This window comes from Moritella yayanosii (assembly GCF_900465055.1).
Lineage (GTDB): Bacteria > Pseudomonadota > Gammaproteobacteria > Enterobacterales > Moritellaceae > Moritella > Moritella yayanosii.
In genome coordinates this window covers 3,312,944-3,337,479 of the sequence record NZ_LS483250.1, presented here as the reverse complement: position 1 = coordinate 3,337,479, position 24,536 = coordinate 3,312,944, and the positions used below count along the sequence as shown (strand labels likewise).

Below are 24,536 nucleotides of genomic sequence, written 5' to 3'. Positions count from 1 at the left end.
CAGCGATTAATTAAAGTTTTCTAAACCCCATTTGTACAAGGCGTTCTTTTTGCAGCCGTGGATCTCGGCAGTTAATGCGGCAGCTTTTTTAAGGGGTAATTCTTCATTTAACAACTTAAGTGTATTCAATACTTTAGCTGGAATTTCCAGGCCGGTTGGTTTATAACCAGAAACCAATAACACAATTTCACCACGACTTCGGTTGCTGTCTTGGGCAACCCAAACGGCTAATTCTCCAACAGGCATAGTGGTAATACTTTCAAACGCTTTGGTCATTTCGCGTGCAACACACACTTGACGTTCAGGGCCCATGATCGCCGTTAATGCATCTAAGGTATATTGTAGGCGACGCGGTGATTCATAAAAAATCATTGTGCGGGTTTCTTCTTTCAGCTCGGTGATCTTATCATTACGGGCTTTTTCTTTCGACGGTAAAAAACCTTCAAACGAGAAACGGTCAGACGGTAAACCAGAAGCACTCATCGCGGTTACTGCTGCGCAAGGTCCAGGTAACGGCACCACTTTAACACCATGTGCACGACAGGTATTCACCAAATGATAACCAGGATCACTGATCAACGGCGTGCCAGCGTCTGAAACCAGCGCGATGCTGATACCAGATTTTAATTTTGATACTAAATATTCGGCTTTTTGTTGCTCATTATGATCATGCAACGCAAATGTTTTGGTCTTGATTTGATAATGGTTTAGCAGTTTTCCGGTATGACGGGTATCTTCTGCGGCGATCAAATCAACACTTCTTAATATCTCTAAACCGCGTTCAGTGATATCAGAAAGGTTGCCAATCGGGGTTGGAACGATAAATAAAGTTGCTTGTTCAGACATTTCATTCTCATGGGTAGTTTTTTGTTAAGCGATGATGCTTTAGTATAGGGGTATTATAAATCTCTTTGCAGGATAATACACCAATGGAATTTAAGCACAGCTATTCCCGCTTGATTATGTTTTTTAGCTTGAGTTTACTGCTCAGCGCGTGTTCAAGTATCACGACATCTGAAAAAGCAACATCGACACCACAACCAATCGTTGCACCAGACGTACTGACAAAAATTGATCAGCCAGCACAATTCTACATTGATAAGATTGCATTAGCGAATAAACCACAAGCTATCGCATGGCAGTTATTATCTGCACGGGCTTTGATTGCAGAAGGTCACTCGCAGCCCGCACTGGATATGTTACTGTCGGTTGAACGTAATCCATTATCCACCCAACAATTATTTGAGATCGCATTAATTAAATCTGAAGCTTACCTCTTAGAAAAGCGTTATCAAGATGCCGCGACAGCACTTAATTTTAGTTCCACGCTAAGCACCACTGAACTGCCGCATTGGCAACGCTTCTACTTATTGAATGCGACTATTAGCGAATTGCTGAATAATAACGCTAAAGCGGTTGAATACCGTGTTGCGCTAAACGATTTCCTCGATGCTGAACTGCACAGCACCAACAATTCTCGTTTGTGGGAATTGGTTTCGGTAATACCATTAGCTAAACTACAAGCATTAACACTGCGTTTTAACACTGAACATCCGACGTTATCAGGTTGGTACCACTTAGCGGCAATCGCACAGCAATATCGTACTGAACCACAGTCATTAATCAATGAGTTACAAGCATGGAAAATAACTTACCCACAACATCCTGCATTAAGTGGTTTCCCTATTGCGCTTGTTAAAGCCATGGCAACAATCCCTTACGCGCCAAGTCAAATCGCGGTGCTGGCACCATTAACCGGTAAACGCGCAGTCGCAGGTAAAGCCATTCGAGATGGCATACTAAGTGCTTACTATCAAGTTAACGCCGCGGATCGTATCGATTTACGTTTCTATGATACCGCCACAGTAAGTGCTGATAAACTGTATTTGCAAGCCCTTGATGATGGGGCAGACTTTGTGGTTGGACCATTATTAAAATCAAATCTAGCGAAAGTATTACCGCTAGTGAAAGACGTGCCAATCATTTCGTTAAATAAACTGCCAGAAACACTGGCAGCAGAAAATATCTATTACTTTTCATTAAGCTCAAATGACGAGGCCATTGCCGCGGCTAAAAAGATGCATCACGATGGCATCAAACAACCTTTAGTCCTGGCGCCAAATAACCGTACAGGTAACCGTTTATCTGAGGAATTTAACCAACAATGGCAATCTTTGACGGGAGGTAGCAGCGAAACATATAAATATAAGAGTCGTAGCGATATGCAAAATACCGTAACCTCGCTGTTTGCTGTTACCTCAAGTAACCAACGTATTCGCTTAATGCAAAATTTGGTTGGTGCGGACGTTAAAGCAAAAACCCGTAGCCGCCGCGACATTGATGCTATTTATATTATCGCAACGCCTTCTGAAGCGATGTTAGCCATTCCTTACATTAGGACCACGCAGAACCCGTATGCACCTCAAGTAGCCCTATATGCGAGTTCACGTACCCATGGTAATAATCTATCTCGAAGCCAAAACCGCGACCTTAATGGCTTAATCTTCAGTGATATGCCTTGGTTGTTGAACCCAGATCGCGAACTAAAACAACAAACTTTGGCTCTGTGGCCAAATATGTCTAAAATACAACAAAACCTGTTCGCGATGGGCTACGATGCATTTAAATTAATTCCGACTCTGCTACAGCTACGTAATTTCCCTAATTTACGCTTAGCGGGCCAGACCGGCATTCTTTATATCAATGATAATGGTATTATTGATCGCGAATTTAGCTGGGCAAAATACCGTTCAGGAAAAATAAAACTTGAGGAAAGCTACCCTGAACCGAAAACAGCCCCGTAAACGCGGTCAGTATTTTGAAGGCATAGCGGCCGATTTTTTACAGCGCCAAGGATTAATCATCTTGGCGCGAAATTTTGCTTGTCGGCAAGGTGAAATAGATCTAATCTGCCAACACGGTGCCAGCTGTGACACTAAATCTTCAACAACACTACCCACCTTAGTATTTGTCGAGGTGAAATATCGCCAATATACCCATTACGGCGGTGCTATTTCTGCAATTCCAATCGCGAAACAACGAAAATTGCGTTATACAGCGCAATATTATATGGTGCGCCACGGAATAAATGAAAACTATACTCCTTGCCGTTTCGATGTGATTGCTATTGAAGGTTGCAGTGATAATATTCAATGGATAACCAATGCTTTTTAGAGTAGATACCCATGTTAGAGCTAATTAAAGAAAATTTTACTGAAAGTATTCAAACCAAGATCGCCGCAGCCGAGGCGTTACCAGAATACATTCAAAACTCAGCCATGATGATGGCTCAATGTTTATTAAACGGTAACAAGATCTTAATTTGTGGTAACGGTGCATCAGCGAGTTTGGCACAAATTTTTTCTGCATCACTGTTAAACCGCTACGAAACAGAACGCCCAAGTTTACCAGCACTGGCATTAACCCCAGACTGCACCTTAATGACGGCCATTGGTACAGATACCAGTTTCGATATGGTGTACTCCAAACAGGTACGAGCACTCGGTAATGACGGTGATATTCTGGTGGTGATCTCAGCCGGCGGTCATAGCCGAAATGTCATTAAAGCCATTGAGGCAGCCCTGACCCGAAATATGACCATCGTCGCTTTAACCGGTAAAGACGGCGGTGAGATCTCCGGATTATTGGGGCTACATGATGCTGAAATACGTGTACCCTCACGGCGAGAAGCAAGAATACAAGAAGTACATACCCTGATCATTAATTGTCTGTGTGACATTATCGATCAAACCTTATTCCCGCAGCAAGGGCACGAGTAATAACGATGATATTAACCAATAGATTAAAATTTGGGTTGCGGATCGCTGTGATGCTATTTAGCCTTGTGAGTATTCAAGGCTGTACTAACCACGGTAGTTTTAGTCAATTAATTGATGATGAAATTATTACCCTCGATATCACTGCAGGGCTGAATGATCACAATAAGCAATTGTTGCTCAATAATAATCTGCATATTCTCACTAACAACAGCAAAGTGCTATTGTCGGGTCAGGTAAGAAGCACCACAGAGCGTAATAAAATCGTCGCTATTGCCGCAGAAACTGCATCGGTACAGCTGGTGTATAACCAGATCCGCTTAGGTCCACCAATCTCATTTGAGCGTGCCAGTAAAGATACTTGGTTAACCACCAAAGTAAAAACCAGCATTCTCAATTTAAAAGGTATTGAACCACTCAGCATCAAAGTCATCACTGAGAATGCAGAGGTATTCTTAATTGGACGAGTAACAAAAGCACAAGGCGATCAACTTGCAGAAGCGGCACGTTATGTCGTAGGGGTGGATAAAGTAATTAAAGTATTCGAATATCGCTAATCGACAAGAATATCGATAACATCTACATAAAAAAATGCAGTACTGAATGATGTCCGTCGACATATTCAAGTACTGCACATATTCGTTAATTAAGTATTATGTTACTTAATGACCCGTAAAGCGGGTTTACCTTTCGTTGGTTTTGGACGTTCTGGCGTGTCACTCTGACTTTCAGAGCTAACAGCAGGCGCACTGACCAACGCAGGCTTGCTTTTCTCTTCACTTGGCTCAACAGCCACTTCAGCGCTATCTTGTTCAGCTTGATCGAGATATGCTTGCTCTGGTTCAAACATACTACCAGCACCGTTCTCACGCGCATAGATAGCAGTGATCGCTGCAATTGGTACATAAACATCAAAAGGTACGCCACCGAAACGAGCATTAAAGCTCAAAGCAGTATTGTTTAACTCAAAAGCAACCACAGCGCTAGGCGCAATGTTCAACACGATCTGGCCATCTTGAACAAACTGTTGTGGCACGTAAACACCAGCAATATGCGCATCAACAACAATGTGCGGTGTTAAGTCATTATCAAGTAACCACTCATAGTGGCTACGTAATAAATAGGGACGAATTGGGGTCATTTTATCCATAAATTACATTAACATTCTCATTTCACGTTCTTGTTCAGTTAAAGATGCTTGGAATGATTCACGATCAAATACTCGTAGCATATAGTTCTTTAACTCACTTGCAGCTTGGCCTGGAAGATCAATACCTAGTTCTGGTAAACGCCATAATAACGGTGCCATGTAGCAATCTACTAAGCTGAATTCTTCACTCATGAAGTATGGGTATTCAGCAAAAATAGGGCTGATACTCATTAATGCTTCTTGCAATTGCTTACGCGCTACAGCAGCTTCTTCAACAGAGCCTTTCATGATCTTAGTTACTAATGAATACCAATCGTTTTCGATACGGTGCATCATTAGACGGCTACTACCACGTGAAACAGGGTAAACCGGCATCAAAGGTGGATGCGGAAAACGCTCATCCAGATATTCCATGATGATACGCGAGTTATATAATGTTAGTTCACGGTCGATTAATGTCGGTACTGTTTGGTAAGGATTTAAATCAATTAAATCTTCAGGTAGGTTATTACGATCAACCTGATGAATATCAACACTTACGCCTTTTTCAGCTAAAACGATTCGGACTTGATGACTATATAGATCAGTCGGCTCCGAATATAACACCATAACTGAACGTTTATTAGCAGCTAATGCCATGCCACCTCCAATAAATTGTAAACACAAACGCCAATGATAGCCTAAACTAGCATTGGCGGTACGTAATTCTTTTACCAGCACTGTTACAAGTAATGCGGCAACATATCAGTGATTAGTGGATATCACGCCAGTATTCGCGGTTCAGGAACCAAGTAAATACAAGTAGAATAAGTAAGAATCCAATAACCCAGAAGCCCATTTCTTGACGTTCAAGCTGATTTGGCTCTGCTGAGTAAACTAAGAAGTTTACCAAGTCTAGCATTGCTTCATCAAACTCTTCTGCTGATAACTCACCGTTTCCATCGGGACTTAGGTAGCTAGTCAGAATTTCACCTGTTGCAACACCATTAGCGTCAACAACTGCGGTTTCTTTAACAATTCTAGCACCTTCCGGCAGATCTAGCTCTTCTTCGTTATGTTTTATTTCTAAAAGACGCGCTGTACCTTGTAGTTCTTCAAGTACATGCGGCATACCGACACTTGGGAATACCAAATTATTCACACCAAATGGGCGAGTTTCGTCAATATAGAAAGAACGCAGGTAAGTATAAACCCAATCTGCACCACGTAAACGCGCTTCAAGTGTGAGGTCCGGTGGGGTCGCACCAAACCATTTAGCACCACTTTCAGCAGGCATCGCCGTTAACATTAATGAGCCAACTTTCACCCCGGTAAATACCAAATTTTCAGACATTACATCACGATCGATACCCAGATCGTCGGCAACACGTGAATAACGTTGATATTGCGTAGAGTGACACGTAGAACAATAATTCATGAAGATTTTAGCACCATTTTGCAGTGATGCTTTGTCTCTTAAATCATAATTGGCTTCATCTAAATGTACAGCATTACCAGCTGCAAAGGCAGCCATAGGCAATAGGGTAAGTAACGCGATAAATAATTTTTTCATTACATTGTCACCCTTTTTGGTAAAGGTTTAGTGGTTTCATTCTTACTGTAGAACCACAGCAGAGCGAAATAACCAAAGTAACCTAATGTGGTGATTTGCGACAATAATGTACGACCAGGTGTTGGTGCTAATGTCCCTAATACGCCCAGAATAATGAAACAAATAACAAACTGAGATAAATTAAGTTTATGCCAAATACTACGATAACGGATTGATTTCACTTTACCGCGATCGATCCAAGGCACTAAGAATAGCATCAAAATAGAGAGGCCCATCATGATCACGCCACCCAGCTTGTCCGGCACCGCACGTAAAATGGCGTAAAACGGAGTGAAGTACCACACTGGCGCAATATGATCTGGTGTTTTCAATGGGTTTGCCGCTTCGAAGTTGGGCGCTTCTAAGAAATAACCACCACCTTCAGGCATAAAGAAGATCACAATACTACATAAGATAAGCATCACCACGACCGCAACAGCATCGTGCACTGAGTAGTAAGGGTGGAATGGAATAGCGTCTTTAGGCCAACCATTTTCATCTATATTTTCTTTGATCTCAATACCGTCAGGGTTATTTGAACCCACATGATGCAGCGCTACTATGTGTAAGAACACCAGTACCACAAGTACTAATGGCACAGCAATTACGTGTAATGCAAAGAAACGGTTTAATGTCGCACCCGAGATCACATAATCACCACGGATCCAAAGTGTTAAGTCATCACCAATAATTGGGATCGCACCAAATAACGAGATAATAACCTGAGCACCCCAGAATGACATTTGACCCCATGGCAATAAATAACCCATGAAAGCTTCCGCCATTAAGGCAAGGAAGAGTAAGCAACCAAAGACCCACAATAATTCACGTGGTTTCTGGTATGAACCATACATCAGACCACGGAACATATGCAGATACACCACCACAAAGAATGCGGAAGCACCTGTTGAATGCATATAACGTAACAACCAGCCAAATTCAACATCACGCATGATGTATTCAATTGACGCAAAAGCACCGTCGCCAGATGGGTTATAATTCATCGTTAACCAGATACCCGTTAGGATCTGATTGACAAACACTACCGTAGCTAAAATGCCAAAGTAGTACCAGAAGTTAAAGTTTTTCGGCGCTGGATATTGACCAGCGTGTTTATTCCACGTATCCGTCATTGGGATACGTTCATCAATCCAATTGACTAATTTACCAAGCATTAGGCAGCTCCCTTATCTACACCGATTAGAATCGTCGTTTTATCAATATAATAATGCGGTGGTATGACTAGATTCAACGGTGCAGGTACACCTTGGAATACACGACCAGCCATATCAAATTTAGAACCATGACATGGACAGAAGAAACCAGAAGAAACACCTTCGACTTGTTCGCCAAAGCTATCAGGCAGATAAGTTGGAGAGCACCCTAAGTGAGTACAAATACCAACAGCTACCAATAACTCTGATTTAATCGAGCGATATTTGTTCTGTGCGTAACTCGGTTGTTGTTCTTGTTCAGATGCCGGATCGCGTAACGAACCATCATGCTGTTCAAGTTCTTTTAACACGCTTTCTGTACGAGATACAAGCCATACAGGTTTGCCTCGCCATTCAACACGAATTAACTGACCAGGTTCAATTTTACTAATATCAACTTCAACCGGTGCACCAGCTGCTTTAGCTTTAGCACTCGGGTTCCAAGATTTGATAAAAGGTACGGCTGCGCCGACAGCTCCAATACCACCCACTACACATGTAGCAGCAGTTAAAAAGCGACGACGACCAGAATCAACAGGCGCATTGCTCATCCAATTATTCTCCCATTCGGACTCAGCGCAAATTATTGTTATTATCTTGCAGTGAATACCATTTCAAAAAAGATAACTTTTTATTAGCTAAAAAAGTTACATAAATGCCGTTGAATTTTAATTAATTGGTTACATTTTTACAAGGACAATGAGACATTAATCATATATTTTCATTGATTAAGTCAATATCTGTCGCTTATGACCCAGTAAATAGAGTAAGTCGCTCTCTTTCTGTGTTACGTACTGCTACGCAAGTCAGAAACAGCATTACATTTAACAAAGCTGTAACTACGTCAATTAAAAAAAAGACAAAAAAAAGCCTGGCATATGCCAGGCTTTCGTCGCAATAAAGCGAACCACCAAAAAACGAATTAACGTTTTGAGAACTGTGGACGTTTACGTGCTTTTCTAAGACCAACTTTCTTACGCTCAACTTGACGAGCATCACGAGTAACAAAACCAGCAGCACGTAGAGCAGGACGAAGAGTTTCGTCATATTCCATAAGTGCGCGAGTGATACCGTGACGAATTGCGCCAGCTTGACCAGTAGTACCACCACCAGAAACAGTGATGTTTAGGTCGAATTTGTCTTGTAGTTCAACTAAATTTAGTGCTTGACGAACAACCATACGAGCTGTATCACGACCAAAATAAACTTCCAAAGAACGTTTATTGATAGTTAGTTGACCTGTACCAGCTTTCATGAATACACGAGCTGTTGAACTTTTACGACGACCAGTGCCGTAGTATTGATTTTCTGCCATTTGCTTAAATTCCGTAAATTAGATGTCTAGAACTTGTGGTTGTTGAGCAGCATGATTGTGCTCAGGACCTGCGTATACTTTCATCTTACGGAACATTGCACGGCCTAGAGGACCTTTTGGCAACATACCTTTAACCGCAGACTGGATAACGCGCTCTGGAGCTTTTTCAATAAGCTTTTCAAAGCTAATTGATTTAATGCCGCCAATGTAACCAGTGTGCGAGTAGTAAATTTTACCTTTCGCTTTGTTACCAGTTACAACGATTTTTTCACAGTTTACAACGATGATGTAATCGCCAGTATCAGCATGAGGAGTGAACTCAGGCTTGTGCTTACCACGTAAGCGAGAAGCGATTTCAGTCGCAAGACGACCTAAAGTTTTACCTTCAGCGTCAACAACGAACCATTCACGTTTTATCGTGCTTGGTGTAGCAACAAAAGTTTTCATTTTATATTGAACCCAATAAAATTTGTTTAAACTATCACATACAGTTATCTATACGTGAACTATATACCTTACTCATCCCTTCGAATAAGTACATGGCGTCATTAGGACAAGGAACCACCACAGCACCTTGTTCGTGGGCACCGCGTAGTATAAAGAGAAATGAGCGAAATTTCACCTATATTTTAAAAAAAATAAGATTAATCTCGAAAAACATCAATATAAGGCCAAGAAAATGACTGAAATTAAGCTTATTTTCGTAATTTAACTTGATGCACTTGATGATTTAGGTCTTTAGTAAGAATGAGGTTAGCACGTTCTCGCGTTGGTAAGATATTTTCTACTAAGTTTTTACCATTAATTGTACGCCAAATGTTCAATGCCACATCTTTTGCTTCATCCTCATCTAATTTAGCATAGTGATGAAAATAAGAACTCGAATCGGAAAAAGCACTTTCTCGTAACTGTAAGAAACGTTGTACATACCAGTTTTCAAGGTTTTCAAGGTCAGCATCGACATAGATAGAGAAATCAACAAAATCAGAGACGAACACACGATGCGGATCATTCGGATACTCTAATCCTGATTGCAGCACATTTAAGCCTTCGAGAATCACAATATCAGGCTGCTCAACAACCACTTCGTCGTCAGGGTCAATATCATAAGAAAAATGAGAATAGACTGGGGCGGTAACACGCGCATTACCCGATTTAATGTCAGCCACAAATTTAACTAAGGCATTAATGTCATAACTTTCAGGAAAACCTTTACGTTTCATCATGCCATGTTCTTTTAAATACGCATTCGGGTACAAAAAGCCATCTGTGGTGATTAATGCAACTTTGGGATGCTCACGCCAGCATTGCAACAAGGCTTGCAAAATCCTTGCTGTGGTACTTTTACCAACGGCAACACTACCCGCAAGACTGATAATGTAGGGTACTTTAGCTACTTCGCGTCCCAAGAACTGATCACGGACAACACGACGCTGCATGCGATTAGTGACATATAAATTAAGCAAACGCGACAAAGGTAGATAAATATCGCACACTTCTTCAATTGAAACGCGTTCATTAATACCTTGTAACTGCTTTAATTCGATTGCCGATAAGGTCAGCGGTACCGACTCTCGCAGTTCAGCCCAATATTCCCTGTCAAACACTTGATATGGTGAATAATTCATTAAACTAAAAGCCTACTTAACACCCTAATAATTACTTGCTTCACGGATTTAGAAGCAAGCCTTTACGATGAATTTAATGGCGTAATAACACTCTATACGTCACGTTGTCAGTTCATGTCTGCCGAAACAATAGCCTATATACTCATCGTAACTCAATAAATAAATGCGTTAGTTAGTGTATTTTTTTAAATAACGCACACAAAAAACACCTATTTGGTGCTAAAACAGTCGAATTATAACGTAATTCCCACTAAGGTAAATGTTCACGCCCTAAATATTCATGTGATTGCATTTCTTGCAAACGTGATAAACATCGGCGAAATTCGAACTCTAATAAACCACTGGTATATAACGCCGACATTTCTAGTTCAGCTGACATTATCAAGGTGACATTGCGTTCGTAAAATTCATCGACCATGGCAATAAAACGACGGGCAACATCACCCGTTAACGGACCCATCTGTTTTACATTAGCCAGCAACACCGTGTGGTAGATACGCGAAATTTCCATATAATCAACTTGGCTACGAGGTCCGCCACATAGCTCATTAAAATCAATCATCAACACGCTATCGGCTTCAGCTAATGTCGGTATCTGACGATTTTCAATTTCGATTGGTTGATTATAGTTGCGGGGATCACAAGATAACAGCTGAAAATATTGGTCTAGATTTTTCTGTGCAGTACTGTCCAAAGGAAAATGATAGATCTCCGCTTGCTCTAAGGTACGTAAGCGATAATCCACGCCACTATCGACATTGATGATGTCGCAATTTTGATTAATCAACTGGATCGCAGGTAAAAATCGGGCCCGTTGCAAACCATTACGATAAAGCTCATCTGGAATGATATTCGATGTCGCCACCAGAATGACCTGATGGGTAAATAATTCTTCAAACAAGGTGCCTAAGATCATTGCATCCGTTATATCCGATACAAAAAATTCATCGAAGCAAATAATCCGTGTTTCATCTGCTAGCTTTTTTGCAATCACTTTAAGTGGGTCTTTCTGCTGCGTTAAACCTTTTAGCTCTTGATGAATTCGATGCATAAAACGGTGAAAGTGAATGCGGATTTTATTCTCGAACGGCAGACAATCGTAGAAAGTATCAACTAAATAGGTCTTACCTCTTCCCACACCGCCCCAAAAATAAATCCCTTTAACTGGATTAGCTTGCGTCAGCGTCTGCTTCGTCGTTAAGCTTTTTAGCTTGGCAAATAAACCGCGTTTGGCCGGTAACTCCGGTACCATTAATAATTCGTCAAACAAGCGTTGTAATGCCATTACTGCATTTTCTTGTGCGGCATCAAACAGAAAATCAGGGCGCTTTAAATCAAGCTGATATTTTTCTACTGGGGTCATTATAATTGCTAATCCTTTACTGTTTTTAACATCTTGTTTACTACGCATTAATAATAATCAATGCTACCATGTTGTATTCTTTTGAAATACACTATTTTAAAACAAAGGTGCTTACTATTAGAGTATCAAAAGAAACACGCTATTTTAGTGAGTGAAATTATCATTTAACGAGGTCTATTATGCCCTATCTTGAAATATTAATTAGTCTGGTTCTCGGTATTGTTATCGGTTTTGTTATTGCCAAGGCAACCAATAGCAAAGATCAAACAGGGAAGTTTAAGGGTAAGCTATTAGCCAAAGAAGCTGAGATTGAACAATACAAGCATGATGTTAATGAACACTTCACCAGCACTGAAGCATTATTAATGAAATTATCTGATACCTATGTTGAAATGCAGCAGCACTTGGCCAATAACGCAAAACATTTATTAGATAATGTTGCCGTTAAAGATATTCCCTTTCAGACCAAAGCAGAAATCGATCCTGCAGAGCCTCTTGAAGGTCAACCTAAAGATTACTCAAGTACGGCTTCAGGATTACTCAACAAATAACTTGAACTTTTATATCCTAGCTACATCTAACTATTTATGCTTGTAATTTTCAAAGGCTTAAATAGTTATGAACGTAAAATCACATTTAACGACGCTTACCGCACTAACATTAAGCACGGCAATAGGGTTAGCCAGTCTACCTGCAACAGCAGCACTGCCACTCGCTGTTGCAGGACAATCAATACCGAGTCTTGCCCCCATTCTCGAAAAAGTCACGCCTGCCGTCGTGAATATTTCAGTTTCTGGTACCAAGGTATCGCAGCAACGTATACCTGAAGCTTTTCGCTATTTCTTTGGGCCTGAAGGCCATGGTTCACAACAACGTCGACCTTTCCAAGGTCTGGGTTCGGGCGTAATCATCGATGCTGAACAAGGTTATATCCTCACCAATAATCATGTCATTGCCGATGCTGACGAGATCAAGGTCATGTTGAAAGACGGGCATGAATATGAAGCAAAACTTGTGGGTGCCGATAAAAGCAGTGATATTGCCTTATTACAAATTAAAGCAGAAAATTTAACCGAAATTAAATTCGCCGACTCGGATAAATTACGCGTCGGTGATTTCACTATCGCGATTGGTAATCCCTTTGGTTTAGGTCAAACCGTGACGTCAGGTATTGTCAGTGCCCTGGGCCGCTCTGGTTTGCAATTAGAAAACCTGGAAAATTTCATTCAAACCGATGCGGCGATTAATAGCGGTAACTCCGGTGGCGCCTTGCTTAATTTACGGGGTGAGTTGATCGGAATTAATACGGCGATATTAGGACCTAATGGTGGTAATGTCGGGATTGGTTTTGCAATACCAGCGAATATGGCCAATAATTTAGTACAGCAAATCATTGAACATGGTGAAGTTCGCCGGGGCGTATTAGGTGTTTCAGGCCAAGAACTGACCCCTGATTTGGCGAAAGCGTTCGATATCGATATACAATATGGTGCATTCATCAACCAAGTCACCCCAAACTCCGCTGCAGCAGAAGCGGGCTTGATAGCGGGTGATATTATTGTCAGTGTTAATAACAATAATATCCGTAGTTTTAGCGAATTAAGAGCACGAATAGGCTCGTTAGGCCCAGACAAACAAATCACGTTGGGCGTGGTCAGCAACGGGACCGAAAAGCGCGTAACGGCAACATTAAAACCCGCAGATAACAAACTTGCCAATGCCAGTAACTTACACCCAGGACTTGCAGGCGCAGCATTGACCACTGCCGACAACAATCAAGGCGTGCTGATTGCGAAAGTCGCCCCCCGTTCAATCGCGGCGGCATCGGGCTTAGAGGAAGGTGATATTATTATTGGTGTAAACAAGGATAAAGTGAAAAATTTAGCCCAGTTACGTAAATTACTCACTGAAGAAAAAGCCACTCTCGCACTTAATATCAAGCGCGGAGATCAGCATTTATTCTTGGTATTACGCTAGTACTTACATCACTTTACGTTATTCCCTACATTATAGTAGGCAGAGGTGCTATTCTCTACGTTGCGATTTTAGTGAGTAACGTAGGGATATCTCGTGCAAGGTTGGTGGTCATATATTTCAAAAAGTATCTTACTCGGTATCGCTGTAGCGGCAATACTGCTTTTGGCGTTACCGCAATTACAAAACAAGCAAAGTTTAGGACTGACTCAGCCATTTTCATTGGGCCTTAATGAACAAATGAGTTTTTCAGCGGCGGTAAAACGGGCTGCGCCTTCCGTGGTTAATATTTATACCCGCACCTACCAAAAATCAACGATCAATAGTAAACCAACACTACGCCCACAAAGCCTAGGTTCTGGCGTGATCATGAATAACAAAGGTTATTTACTGACAAATTACCACGTTATCGCCAATGCTGATCAAATTATTGTGGCGCTCCAAGACGGTCGGTTTTTCACTGCGGAATTAATTGGTTTTGATCGATACACCGACCTGGCTGTATTACACATAGATGCTGAAAATTTACCCAGTATTCCCCAGAGTAAACACGAGCAGACTAACATTGGTGATGTGGTACTCGCCATTGGTAATCCATACAATTTAGGTCAAACTATCACTCAAGGTATTATCAGTGCCCGTGGTCGTATAGGCATGAGTACCACAGGACATCAAAACTTCTTACAAACCGATGCGGCCATTAACGAGGGTAACTCGGGTGGTGCATTGGTTAATAGCTTGGGTGAACTAGTGGGTATTAATACCGCGTCATTTCAGGTCGCGAATAATGTTGAAACGATGGGGATCAGCTTTGCGATCCCCTATCCGTTAGCCGTTAAAATTATGCGTGCATTAATTGCCAATGGCCGGGTGATCCGAGGCTATCTTGGCATTGAAGGCACATCCATTAATGCCGTGATGGCAAAATTACTCGGTTTGAAAGCCAATCAAGGGATTGTAGTACAAAATACCGCGCCTGATTCGCCCGCAGAAAAGGCCGGATTGGTCGCCGGCGATGTAGTGATCAAATTCAACGGTGCTGAGATTGATAATGTTATTTGGCTAATGGATGTGGTGGCAGAACAGCGCCCAGGTTCAAAAATTAATTTAACCGTCATACGAGAAGGTAAGCAACTCGAGATCTCTGTCACACTCGGTGAATTGCAAGTACAACCACAGTCATAATTTAAGAAAAAAACAGATACAAAAAAGGCGCATATCAATGCGCCTTTTCAACATATATATAGACAAGTTATTTCAAGATACTACATCAGAGACGAGCAGCAATATTAGCCTTTAATACGGATAATATTGCCGCCTAAGCCTTGTAGCTTATCTTCAATAAACTCATAACCACGGTCAATGTGATAAATACGCTCAACCGTTGTTTCACCTGTTGCCAAGAAACCCGCAATAACCAGACTTGCAGACGCGCGTAAGTCGGTTGCCATCACTTGTGCGCCAGTTAAACTCTCGGTGTCACGACAGATAGCCGTATTACCTTCCAGTTCAATGTTTGCGCCCATGCGGGCTAATTCAGGCACATGCATGAAACGGTTTTCAAAAATAGTTTCAACGATCGTTGATGTCCCTTTCGCGATGGTATTTAATACTGTGAACTGTGCTTGCATATCCGTTGGGAAACCAGGGTAAGGCACAGTCTTGATATTAACCGCTTTTAAGTCACGGCCTTGCATATCAAGTGAGATCCAATCATCACCCGTTTCAATCGTAGCACCCGCTTCTTCAAGCTTGATAATGACGGCATCAAGTAATGAAGGGTCTGTTTTATGGCATTTAATTTTACCTCCTGTTACCGCAGCAGCAACAAGGAAAGTACCGGTTTCAATACGATCAGGTTGCACTGTATAGGTACCACCGTGAAGCTTTTCAACACCTTCAATGGTTAATACGTCAGAGCCCATACCACTGACTTTCGCTCCCAGTACATTTAAGAAGTTCGCTAAATCAACCACTTCAGGTTCTCTTGCGGCATTCTCAATAGTGGTAACGCCCTCAGCAAGTACCGCGGCCATTAATAGGTTTTCAGTGCCAGTTACGCTGACCATATCCATGAGGATACGGGCCCCTTTTAAACGGCCATCAACGCGGGCTTTAATATAGCCTTCTTCGACGCGAATGTCCGCTTGCATCATTTCTAAACCGTGAATATGTAGATTCACAGGACGAGCGCCGATCGCGCAACCACCCGGTAAAGAAACATCTGCCGTCGAGAACTTTGCAGTCAAAGGACCGAGTGCCAAAATTGACGCACGCATCGTTTTAACTAATTCATAAGGGGCTTTTTGGCAGTTAACAGTTCCCGCAGTGATAACAACATCACCGTCGACATTACGCTCAGCCTGTGCACCAAGCTCACGTAACAATTGCAACGTGGTCTTAATATCTCTTAATTCAGGCACATTCTTAATGGTGATGGTTTCATCACTTAGCAATGTAGCAAATAAAATCGGCAGTGCCGCATTTTTAGCACCCGAAATTGTCACATCGCCATTTAACTGACAAGGACCTTTAATTAAAAACTTATCCATTCTAATCCAACCTAAGAAGGTAATATGAATTTACGTTCGCGAACCCATTCTTCAGGTGTGTATGCCTTGATGGATAACGCATGAATACTATTTGATGCAATCTGCTCTTTTAATGGTGCATAAATAGCTTGTTGTTTTTTTACACGGTTCATACCGATAAACATCTCGGCGACAGCGATAACTTCATAATGGCTGCCTTCACCTTTCACGTGTAATTCCTGAAAGGTATATTTACTTTCCAGCAATGTTTGTAATTCTTTAATATCCATAATACTTAAATCCTATGATCGCCATTCTAAGCCGAGTTAAAACCGTACATGCCGCTAGCGTTAATCTGTAATAGCCTGTTACAACACGTTTAGTTCTAAGTGAATGGCGATCAGTCTGAGAGAATCGCGCTTAAAACTAAAGTATTAAAATAACCGAGTATTCTAAAAGTAATCGCTATAATACACAATCACAAAACATCACTATTCAGGATTTTTATCATTCAACCTTGAATAATGAACAAGATTTAACAATTTACCTTTTCTTTCAGTGAAAAAAGACCGAAAATAGTGTTCTTTACATATCAACTGTTAAATTGTGCCAATGCTAACTACAAATATTATAATTTTAATTCTTGGATTTATTGGTCTCGTCATTAGTGCCGATAAATTCGTCTATGGTGCTGCTGGACTAGCGCGAAACCTCGGTATTTCACCACTGGTTATTGGTCTAACCATTGTCGCGATGGGTTCGTCTGCGCCCGAGATGATGGTCGCGGTATCGGCATCCCTTAATGGTTCACCAAACACCGCGATTGGTAATGCGATTGGCTCTAATATTACCAACATCACCTTAGTATTAGGGATCACCGCGTTAATAAAACCATTACTCGTGGGCTCGACAACGATCCGTCGTGAGATCCCGATGGTATTAATTACCACACTACTGGCGGGTGTTGTGCTGTGGGATTTAAAACTGGAGATGTACGAAGGGGTGATTTTATTATTACTCTTCTTCATTACTATCCTCACCTTAACTATCCTCGCATTAAAACGTCCAAGCAATGATCCACTTACCCAAGAGCATGACGATGAAGTCCCTGAAGGCGTGCCAACCAGGACAGCGGTTGCTTGGTTAGTCTTCGGCATAATTGCATTACCTGTCAGTTCCCATTTCCTGGTCGGCTCAGCCGTGGTGATAGCCCAGCATTTTGGCATGAGTGATTTAGTCATCGGCCTGACTATTATTGCCGTGGGAACTAGCTTACCAGAACTCGCCGCATCGATATCGGGGGTATTAAAAGGTGAAGATGATCTTGTGATTGGTAATATCATTGGTTCTAATATATTCAACATCTTGGCGGTATTATCACTACCTGGTATTTTAGCGCCGGGCATGATTGACCCAGCTATTATTAGTCGTGATTTCTATTATATGCTTGGCGCAACGGTGTTAATGCTAGTGATGGCAATGGGTTTTAGAGGCCGTCCCGGACGTATTACGCGTGTTGAAGGTGGTATTTTACTCGCTGGTTTTTTCGTGTATCAATTCATTGTGTTTAGTAGCATTTAATCGTACTTAATATTTTTATAGCTCAGTATAAAACAGTCTTTAAATTAGGGAGTAACCATGTCGAGTCAGTTTAATTATTGCCAAAGCGCGCTTAATGTCATTAACACGGAAGCGGCAGCGATTACGCAATTAAGCCAATATATTGATGCCACGTTTACCGCGACTTGTGAATTATTAATCACATGTAAAGGCAAGGTCATTGTGACTGGCATGGGTAAATCCGGTCATATCGCCAATAAAATTGCCGCAACATTAGCCAGTACCGGCACCCCGGCATTCTTTGTGCATCCAGCCGAAGCAAGCCATGGTGATCTGGGCATGATTGAACGTGGTGATGTGGTGATGGCATTATCGAACTCCGGTGAATCAGATGAAATTTTAGCATTATACCCAGTGCTTAAACGTTTAAGCATTCCCATTATAGCAATGACAGGTAATGCTGATTCAACCATGGCACGCGAAGCAAAAATTAGTTTATGTATTAAAGTTGATAAAGAAGCTTGCCCGCTGGGATTAGCACCAACATCAAGTACCACAGCAAGTCTGGTGATGGGTGATGCTATCGCGGTGGCCCTACTCGAAGCCAAAGGATTTACCGCCAATGACTTTGCACTGTCTCATCCCGGCGGTCGCTTAGGCAGAAAATTATTATTACGTATTTCAGATATTATGCATAAAGATGACGGTGTGCCTTGCGTACAACAGAGCGAAACTATTTCAGAGGCGTTATTTGAAGTCTCTAAAAAAGGGCTGGGTATGACCGCCGTTAATAATGGTAAAAGGTTGGTTGGCATTTTCACTGATGGGGATTTACGTCGTATTCTTGATGCACGTATAGATATTCACCAAACCCCAATCAGTGAAGTAATGACCCGAAGATGTGTTACTATTAATGAACATATCTTGGCCGCAGAAGCCCTTGCCGTCATGGAAAATAAAAAAGTTAACGGTATAATTGTCGTTAATGAACTACAAGAACCGGTCGGCGCCTTCAACATGCATGACTTACTACGCGCAGGTGTATTATAAATATGATCAACACATTATATGGTCCAATCCCACAAGAGATCTTAACCAAAGCAAAAACATTAAAGCTACTCATTTGCGATATAGATGGCGTATTTTCTGATGGCCGAGTGTATATGGGTAACAATGGTGAAGAGCTAAAAGCTTTCCATACCCGTGATGGCTTTGGGGTTAAATCACTGCTCAATGCGGGTATCGAAGTGGCGGTGATCACCGGACGGCAGTCAACGATTGTCACCAACCGCATGCAAGGTTTAGGTGTTAAACATATCTATCAAGGTCAAGACAACAAAGTTATCGCCTTTAATATGTTACTCGAAAAATTAAACTTATCACCAGAGCAGGTCGGTTATATCGGCGATGACGTCATTGATTTACCGGTAATGAATCTCTGTGGACTCAGTGTTGCCGTGGCCGATGCCCACCCTCTGGTTAAAAAAGGTGCCGATTTTAGCACCTCAATCCGTGGTGGCTTTGGCGCAGTAAGAGAATTAGCCGATCTGATCTTATTAGCCAAGGGCGTTTTAGACCAAGCACACGGCACCTCGGTATGAGTCGCCAAAATATGGGGATTGTTATCCTCTTTTTGTGTGCTCTGGGTATTTGGCGATTTTTTTCGCCTGATGAACCGTCAACAACCACCACCTCAACCGAATATCAGCCTGATTTCACCGCCGAGGTCCTACGCAGTGTCGAATTCAGTATTGAAGGGAAAATCATACGTCGCATTTTTGCCGATAGTATGGAGCATTATGGCGAGTTAGGCATGACAATGTTCACTAACCCCGTTATTATCCTTTATGATGACAATGCCCAAGCAACGTGGAAGATCCAAGCAAAAGAAGGCAACTTCAGCAGTGAGGATGTCGCCACACTGCGCAATGATGTGATCATCAAGAATATGACTAAAAATGATTATATTGATGTCATCACCACCAGTTATTTACAATTAGAACTGACCAAAAACTTGGTCAGCAGCGATCAATTAATTACGATCACTGGGGCCTTATTTAGCCAAACTGGTATTGGCCTAGAAGGTGATTTAAAACAAGAATACCTGACTATCCTTAAGCAAGTTAAAGCGATATATACTAATGATGAAAAAATATAACATTTTACTATTAACATTATTGATGAGTAATGCAACGCTCGCATTAGAGTCTGACTTTGCAGAAAATGTTGTCGTAAACGCCAAACGTCAAGAAGTGTTTATTAAAGAGAACCGCGTTATTTTTTATGATAATGTGGTGGTGACTCAAGGCACTATATTAATTCATGCTGATAAGCTAACGGTATTAAGTCCTGGTGGCAAAGGTACTGAAGTGATGATAGCGACAGGTAACGTAGCCACTTTTTATCAAGAGCTTGATGACGGCAAAAAAATCTATGCTGAATCGAATGAGATCCGTTATGAACTCAGCAAAAAACGGTTAACGTTAACAAAAAATGCCCGCTTACGTCAGGCTGATAGCGAAGTCAAAGGTAACAAGATCATCTACCAAATTGACAAACAAGAATTGATAGCCGAAAGCGGGGATAATGAATCAGATCGTGTGATCACCATTTTCACCCCTGAAAATAACAAAACTAAGTAGAGTAAATAAATTCATATGGCGCGTTTAAAAGTATCACACTTAGCAAAAAGTTATAATAAACGTAAAGTTGTTTCTGATGTGAGTCTCGAAGTTGAATCAGGCCAAATTGTTGGTTTACTTGGGCCCAATGGCGCAGGTAAAACCACCACCTTTTACATGGTGGTTGGCTTAGTTAAGCGAGATCATGGACAAATCTTCATTGATGACCAAGAATTAACCCATGAGCCAATGCATATTCGTGCACAACAAGGTATTGGTTATTTACCCCAAGAAGCCTCAATTTTTCGTCGCTTATCGGTAACTAAAAATATCATGGCAATTTTAGAGTTGCGCCCAGAGTTAAGCCGTTTTCAGCGAAAAGAGAAATTAGAAGAATTACTTGAAGAGTTTCATATTACCCATATCCGCGATAGTTTAGGGATGAGCTTATCTGGTGGTGAACGCCGCCGAGTTGAAATAGCCCGCGCACTGGCAGCTGATCCTAAATTCATTTTATTAGATGAACCCTTTGCGGGTGTTGATCCTATCTCGGTTGGCGATATTAAAAAAATCATTCAACATCTGCGCGACCGTGGTTTAGGGGTATTAATTACCGACCATAACGTACGTGAAACACTGGATGTATGTGAATACTCTTATATTGTCAGTCATGGGCACTTAATTGCGTCTGGCACTTCAGAAGAGATTTTATCCAACGCAAAAGTGAAAGAAGTATACCTTGGAGATCAATTCCGACTATAGTTTGATATTGATACATAGCCGCATTAAGGAAGAGAGAGTAGTCGTTAGATGAAGCCATCATTACAACTTCGTATGAGTCAAACTCTGGCAATGACGCCACAGTTACAACAAGCTATTCGATTATTACAATTATCGACCTTGGAGTTACAGTTAGAGATCCAAGAAGCGTTAGACAGTAATCCGCTACTGGAACAAGAAGATCCCAACACCACGCCGTCAAATGATGCAGAAAGTAGTGACGCACACAACGCGGATAACGCGGATAATAATGACGCGATTACCGATAGCAGCCAAATCGAAGTCAGTGATGCCCTCGCCAGTGATTCCATCCCTGATGAACTGCCTACTGACAGTAATTGGGATGACGTCTATACCCCACAAATACAAAATCACAGCGGCGGCAGTGCCGGTATTGATGGACTTGATCAGGTTTACCAAGGTGCAACCAGCGAAGGTTTATACGAACATCTTATGTGGCAAATGGAATTAACCCCATTTACTGATATCGATCGCGCCATTGCCGTCGCTATTATTGACGGCATCGATGATCATGGTTATCTCAATCAAAGCTGCGAAGAGATCCTGCACAGCGTGGTTCTCGGCCACCAAGAACACGATGATAATAACGAAGATCAACTGGAATTAGATGAAGTCGAAGCGGTATTAAAACGTATTCAACATTTTGATCCTATCGGTGTAGCAGCCCGCTCACTACAAGAATGTTTATTGATCCAACTTCGACATTTGCCTAAAAATACCCCTTGGTTATCAGAATGCCAACAAATAATTCAATCCCATATGGATTTATTGGGCAATCGCGACTACCGTCAATTAAGTCGTAAAACAAAATTAAAAGAACCACAACTTAAAGAGATCATGCAATTAATTCAGAGCTTGGAACCAAGACCAGGTAATGTGATTGATCAGTCGGAAGGGCAGTATGTTATTCCCGATGTATTAGTCAAGAAAAAAAATAACCAGTGGATAGTCGACTTAAATCCTGACATTGTGCCAAGATTAAGAGTGAACACTGAATATTCTCATCTGTCGACTGGTAAGCGTAATAGTAGCGATGGGCAGTTTATTCGCGCTCATGTGCAAGAAGCAAAATGGTTTATTAAAAGCCTAGAAAGCCGTAATGAGACATTATTAAAAGTAACAAAGAGTATTGTTCAACGCCAAGTAGATTTCTTTGAATATGGCGATGAAGCCATGAAACCTATGGTACTGAATGATATTGCAGAAGAAGTCGAAATGCACGAGTCGACAATTTCGCGGGTAACAACGCAGAAATTTATGCATACACCACGTGGTATTTTTGAACTTAAGTTCTTCTTTTCAAGTCACGTCAGTACGGACAATGGCGGTGAATGTTCATCCACCGCGATTCGGGCATTAATTAAAAAGTTGGTGGCGGCAGAAAATGCCATGAAACCACTAAGTGATAGCAAGATTGCTGATTTACTTGCTGCTCAAGGTATCAAGGTGGCTCGACGTACGATCGCAAAATACCGAGAAGCACTGAGCATACCACCATCTAATCAGCGCAAGAGTCTTTTATAGCACTCACCCTACCTTCATAAGGGAGACATATATGCAAATTAATTTAACCGGTAGACATGTAGACATTACAGATTCACTGAAAGATTACATTGATAGCAAGTTTTCCAAATTAGAGCGGCATTTTGAGCACATTAACAATATTCATGTGATCTTAAATGTCGAAAAATTACTGCAAATCGCAGAAGCAAAAATACATCTAAATGGGGGTGAAATCTTTGCCGTACATGAACATAACGACATGTATGCTGCAATTGATGGCTTACTGGATAAGCTCGACCGCCAAGTGATTAAGCATAAAGAAAAATTAATTCGCCATTAATTTTAGTCCACAACAAATAACCTAAAGGAAAAACCCTTTTCCTTTAGGTATTCATGTTCCTGACATAATTAAAACATATCATATCCAAATCAATTGCGGGATAATGAGCACATATTTTATATCGAGGACAGAGTAAAAATTAGCCAGCTAACTTTTACTCTGTCCTCGATATATTCGCTGCGCAGATGTGAGGACAAAAAATGAAGTTAATAATAGTCAGCGGCCAGTCCGGATCCGGTAAATCAATTGCATTACGGGTACTTGAAGATTTAGGCTACTATTGCGTAGACAACCTGCCAGTGACATTACTCCCACAACTACTGCAAACCTTAAATTCCAAAACTGAACAAGTAGCAGTCAGTATTGATGTACGTAATTTACCGAAAGAAAAACAAGAATTAAACGATATTATAGCGGAGCTAAAAGCCAGTACTGAACTAACCAGTTTATTTCTGGATACTAACCAATCTGTCCTTATTAAACGCTACAGTGAAACACGTCGCCTGCATCCATTAACAAAAGACGACTTGTCACTCTCGCAAGCAATTGAAATGGAACAACAGCGCTTACGTCCTTTAGCCTTACTTGCAGATCTGAAAATAGATACCTCTGAGCTTAATATTCATGAACTCAGTGAACAAATCAAAGAACGTATTTTAGGCAAGAAAAAAAACCAACTGGTCTTAGTCTTCCAATCATTTGGTTTTAAACATGGCTTACCAATGGATGCAGACTATGTATTCGACGTACGCTTTTTACCAAATCCACATTGGATCCCAGAATTAAAACCTTACACAGGGCTTGATGAACCGGTCATTAACTACCTCAGTCAACAACCGGAAGTGATCAGCTTTGCGCTGCAAATTGAAAATCTATTAACGACCTGGTTACCGCTGCTGGAAAAAAATAATCGCAGCTATGTTACTGTTGCTATTGGTTGTACTGGCGGCCAACATCGTTCGGTATTCATTGCAGAGAAATTAGCGAAATACTTTAAACAGCAAGATTACGTGGTACAGACTCGTCACCAAACGTTAGAAAAAAACAAACATAAAATTAGCTAAGTATTCACTTAGCCATGGCATTAACAATCAATACAGTTCATTATTATAATTTATTGTTAATGCTGATTATAGATACCGATTAAGCTAGAATTGCACAGCATCAAC

At 41.3% G+C, this 24,536-nt stretch carries 28 protein-coding genes; 16 read left to right on the top strand and 12 right to left on the bottom strand.

Annotated features, from left to right (window positions below):
- Window positions 1–6 precede the first annotated feature (6 nt).
- Window positions 7–846, bottom strand: a complete 840-nt coding sequence (gene rsmI, locus MORIYA_RS15510; protein WP_112716572.1) for a 16S rRNA (cytidine(1402)-2'-O)-methyltransferase — start codon at window positions 844–846, stop codon at window positions 7–9.
- Window positions 847–929: 83 nt separating this feature from the next.
- On the opposite strand from rsmI, the gene MORIYA_RS15505 reads away from it, so the two are divergent.
- Genes MORIYA_RS15505 through MORIYA_RS15490 form a run of 4 tightly spaced genes read left to right on the top strand, consistent with a single transcriptional unit; the run spans window position 930 to window position 4,333 of the window.
- Window positions 930–2,804 (top strand): penicillin-binding protein activator, encoded by a 1,875-nt coding sequence (locus MORIYA_RS15505; RefSeq protein WP_112716570.1) that lies wholly within the window; start codon window positions 930–932, stop codon window positions 2,802–2,804.
- Complete coding sequence (locus tag MORIYA_RS15500) at window positions 2,767–3,174, top strand: YraN family protein (protein ID WP_112716568.1); 408 nt, start codon at window positions 2,767–2,769, stop codon at window positions 3,172–3,174. The genes MORIYA_RS15505 and MORIYA_RS15500 overlap by 38 nt, the downstream gene beginning before the upstream one ends.
- 11 nt (window positions 3,175–3,185) lie before the next feature.
- On the top strand, window positions 3,186–3,779 hold the full coding sequence (locus MORIYA_RS15495) for an SIS domain-containing protein (RefSeq protein ID WP_112716566.1): 594 nt from the start codon (window positions 3,186–3,188) through the stop codon (window positions 3,777–3,779).
- A 50-nt stretch (window positions 3,780–3,829) separates the two neighbouring features.
- Window positions 3,830–4,333, top strand: a complete 504-nt coding sequence (locus tag MORIYA_RS15490) for a BON domain-containing protein (protein ID WP_232011644.1) — start codon at window positions 3,830–3,832, stop codon at window positions 4,331–4,333.
- Window positions 4,334–4,434: 101 nt separating this feature from the next.
- Here the strand turns inward: MORIYA_RS15490 and sspB are convergent, their stop codons facing one another.
- The 9 genes from sspB to zapE all read right to left on the bottom strand — a co-directional run bounded on the left by sspB (window position 4,435) and on the right by zapE (window position 12,037).
- Complete coding sequence (gene sspB / locus MORIYA_RS15485; RefSeq protein ID WP_197713394.1) at window positions 4,435–4,926, bottom strand: ClpXP protease specificity-enhancing factor; 492 nt, start codon at window positions 4,924–4,926, stop codon at window positions 4,435–4,437.
- Window positions 4,927–4,929: 3 nt separating this feature from the next.
- On the bottom strand, window positions 4,930–5,565 hold the full coding sequence (gene sspA, locus MORIYA_RS15480) for a stringent starvation protein SspA (RefSeq protein ID WP_006032937.1): 636 nt from the start codon (window positions 5,563–5,565) through the stop codon (window positions 4,930–4,932).
- A 112-nt stretch (window positions 5,566–5,677) separates the two neighbouring features.
- Complete coding sequence (locus MORIYA_RS15475) at window positions 5,678–6,478, bottom strand: cytochrome c1 (protein ID WP_112716560.1); 801 nt, start codon at window positions 6,476–6,478, stop codon at window positions 5,678–5,680.
- Window positions 6,478–7,692, bottom strand: a complete 1,215-nt coding sequence (locus tag MORIYA_RS15470) for a cytochrome b (protein ID WP_112716558.1) — start codon at window positions 7,690–7,692, stop codon at window positions 6,478–6,480. The genes MORIYA_RS15475 and MORIYA_RS15470 overlap by 1 nt, the downstream gene beginning before the upstream one ends.
- The gene (gene petA / locus MORIYA_RS15465; RefSeq protein ID WP_112716556.1) at window positions 7,692–8,282 is read right to left on the bottom strand and encodes a ubiquinol-cytochrome c reductase iron-sulfur subunit; all 591 of its coding nucleotides are present in this window, start codon (window positions 8,280–8,282) and stop codon (window positions 7,692–7,694) included. The genes MORIYA_RS15470 and petA overlap by 1 nt, the downstream gene beginning before the upstream one ends.
- Before the next feature lie 371 nt (window positions 8,283–8,653).
- Complete coding sequence (gene rpsI, locus MORIYA_RS15460; protein WP_112716554.1) at window positions 8,654–9,046, bottom strand: 30S ribosomal protein S9; 393 nt, start codon at window positions 9,044–9,046, stop codon at window positions 8,654–8,656.
- Window positions 9,047–9,064: 18 nt separating this feature from the next.
- A complete protein-coding gene (gene rplM, locus MORIYA_RS15455) occupies window positions 9,065–9,493 on the bottom strand; it encodes a 50S ribosomal protein L13 (RefSeq protein ID WP_006032932.1) in 429 nt (142 codons plus the stop codon).
- A gap of 248 nt (window positions 9,494–9,741) precedes the next feature.
- The gene (coaA, locus tag MORIYA_RS15450; RefSeq protein ID WP_112716552.1) at window positions 9,742–10,674 is read right to left on the bottom strand and encodes a type I pantothenate kinase; all 933 of its coding nucleotides are present in this window, start codon (window positions 10,672–10,674) and stop codon (window positions 9,742–9,744) included.
- Window positions 10,675–10,924: 250 nt separating this feature from the next.
- The gene (gene zapE / locus MORIYA_RS15445; RefSeq protein WP_174216936.1) at window positions 10,925–12,037 is read right to left on the bottom strand and encodes a cell division protein ZapE; all 1,113 of its coding nucleotides are present in this window, start codon (window positions 12,035–12,037) and stop codon (window positions 10,925–10,927) included.
- Between the two features lie 179 nt (window positions 12,038–12,216).
- Between zapE and MORIYA_RS15440 the strand changes: the two genes are divergently transcribed.
- From MORIYA_RS15440 to degS, 3 genes are all read left to right on the top strand, one after another.
- A complete protein-coding gene (locus MORIYA_RS15440) occupies window positions 12,217–12,588 on the top strand; it encodes a YhcB family protein (RefSeq protein WP_112716548.1) in 372 nt (123 codons plus the stop codon).
- Between the two features lie 67 nt (window positions 12,589–12,655).
- Window positions 12,656–14,014, top strand: coding sequence for a DegQ family serine endoprotease (locus MORIYA_RS15435; protein ID WP_112716546.1), 1,359 nt, complete (start codon window positions 12,656–12,658; stop codon window positions 14,012–14,014).
- 93 nt (window positions 14,015–14,107) lie between these two features.
- Window positions 14,108–15,196: an outer membrane-stress sensor serine endopeptidase DegS gene (gene degS / locus MORIYA_RS15430; RefSeq protein ID WP_112716544.1), complete on the top strand. Its 1,089-nt coding sequence runs from the start codon at window positions 14,108–14,110 to the stop codon at window positions 15,194–15,196.
- Window positions 15,197–15,300: 104 nt separating this feature from the next.
- Here the strand turns inward: degS and murA are convergent, their stop codons facing one another.
- Together murA and MORIYA_RS15420 are read right to left on the bottom strand one after the other, a co-directional pair.
- Window positions 15,301–16,563, bottom strand: a complete 1,263-nt coding sequence (gene murA, locus MORIYA_RS15425) for a UDP-N-acetylglucosamine 1-carboxyvinyltransferase (protein ID WP_112716542.1) — start codon at window positions 16,561–16,563, stop codon at window positions 15,301–15,303.
- An 11-nt stretch (window positions 16,564–16,574) separates the two neighbouring features.
- Window positions 16,575–16,832 carry a BolA family protein gene (locus MORIYA_RS15420; protein WP_112716540.1) on the bottom strand — a complete coding sequence of 86 codons (258 nt, stop codon included), beginning with the start codon at window positions 16,830–16,832 and terminating at the stop codon, window positions 16,575–16,577.
- Window positions 16,833–17,154: 322 nt separating this feature from the next.
- On the opposite strand from MORIYA_RS15420, the gene MORIYA_RS15415 reads away from it, so the two are divergent.
- From MORIYA_RS15415 to rapZ, 9 genes are all read left to right on the top strand, one after another.
- Window positions 17,155–18,123 carry a calcium/sodium antiporter gene (locus MORIYA_RS15415; RefSeq protein WP_112716538.1) on the top strand — a complete coding sequence of 323 codons (969 nt, stop codon included), beginning with the start codon at window positions 17,155–17,157 and terminating at the stop codon, window positions 18,121–18,123.
- A 57-nt stretch (window positions 18,124–18,180) separates the two neighbouring features.
- Entirely contained in the window at window positions 18,181–19,152 is a 972-nt protein-coding gene (locus MORIYA_RS15410; protein ID WP_112716536.1) for a KpsF/GutQ family sugar-phosphate isomerase, read from the top strand.
- Between the two features lie 2 nt (window positions 19,153–19,154).
- Window positions 19,155–19,703: a 3-deoxy-manno-octulosonate-8-phosphatase KdsC gene (gene kdsC / locus MORIYA_RS15405; protein WP_112716534.1), complete on the top strand. Its 549-nt coding sequence runs from the start codon at window positions 19,155–19,157 to the stop codon at window positions 19,701–19,703.
- Window positions 19,700–20,260, top strand: coding sequence for an LPS export ABC transporter periplasmic protein LptC (lptC, locus tag MORIYA_RS15400; RefSeq protein WP_112716532.1), 561 nt, complete (start codon window positions 19,700–19,702; stop codon window positions 20,258–20,260). The genes kdsC and lptC overlap by 4 nt, the downstream gene beginning before the upstream one ends.
- On the top strand, window positions 20,244–20,744 hold the full coding sequence (lptA, locus tag MORIYA_RS15395; RefSeq protein ID WP_112716530.1) for a lipopolysaccharide transport periplasmic protein LptA: 501 nt from the start codon (window positions 20,244–20,246) through the stop codon (window positions 20,742–20,744). Before lptC ends, lptA begins: the two co-directional genes overlap by 17 nt.
- 15 nt (window positions 20,745–20,759) lie before the next feature.
- Complete coding sequence (gene lptB, locus MORIYA_RS15390; RefSeq protein WP_112716528.1) at window positions 20,760–21,485, top strand: LPS export ABC transporter ATP-binding protein; 726 nt, start codon at window positions 20,760–20,762, stop codon at window positions 21,483–21,485.
- A gap of 48 nt (window positions 21,486–21,533) precedes the next feature.
- Window positions 21,534–23,048 carry an RNA polymerase factor sigma-54 gene (locus MORIYA_RS15385; RefSeq protein ID WP_112716526.1) on the top strand — a complete coding sequence of 505 codons (1,515 nt, stop codon included), beginning with the start codon at window positions 21,534–21,536 and terminating at the stop codon, window positions 23,046–23,048.
- A gap of 31 nt (window positions 23,049–23,079) precedes the next feature.
- Entirely contained in the window at window positions 23,080–23,367 is a 288-nt protein-coding gene (gene hpf / locus MORIYA_RS15380; RefSeq protein WP_112716524.1) for a ribosome hibernation promoting factor, read from the top strand.
- Between the two features lie 200 nt (window positions 23,368–23,567).
- Window positions 23,568–24,431 carry an RNase adapter RapZ gene (rapZ, locus tag MORIYA_RS15375; RefSeq protein WP_112716522.1) on the top strand — a complete coding sequence of 288 codons (864 nt, stop codon included), beginning with the start codon at window positions 23,568–23,570 and terminating at the stop codon, window positions 24,429–24,431.
- The last annotated feature ends 105 nt before the right edge of the window (window positions 24,432–24,536 follow it).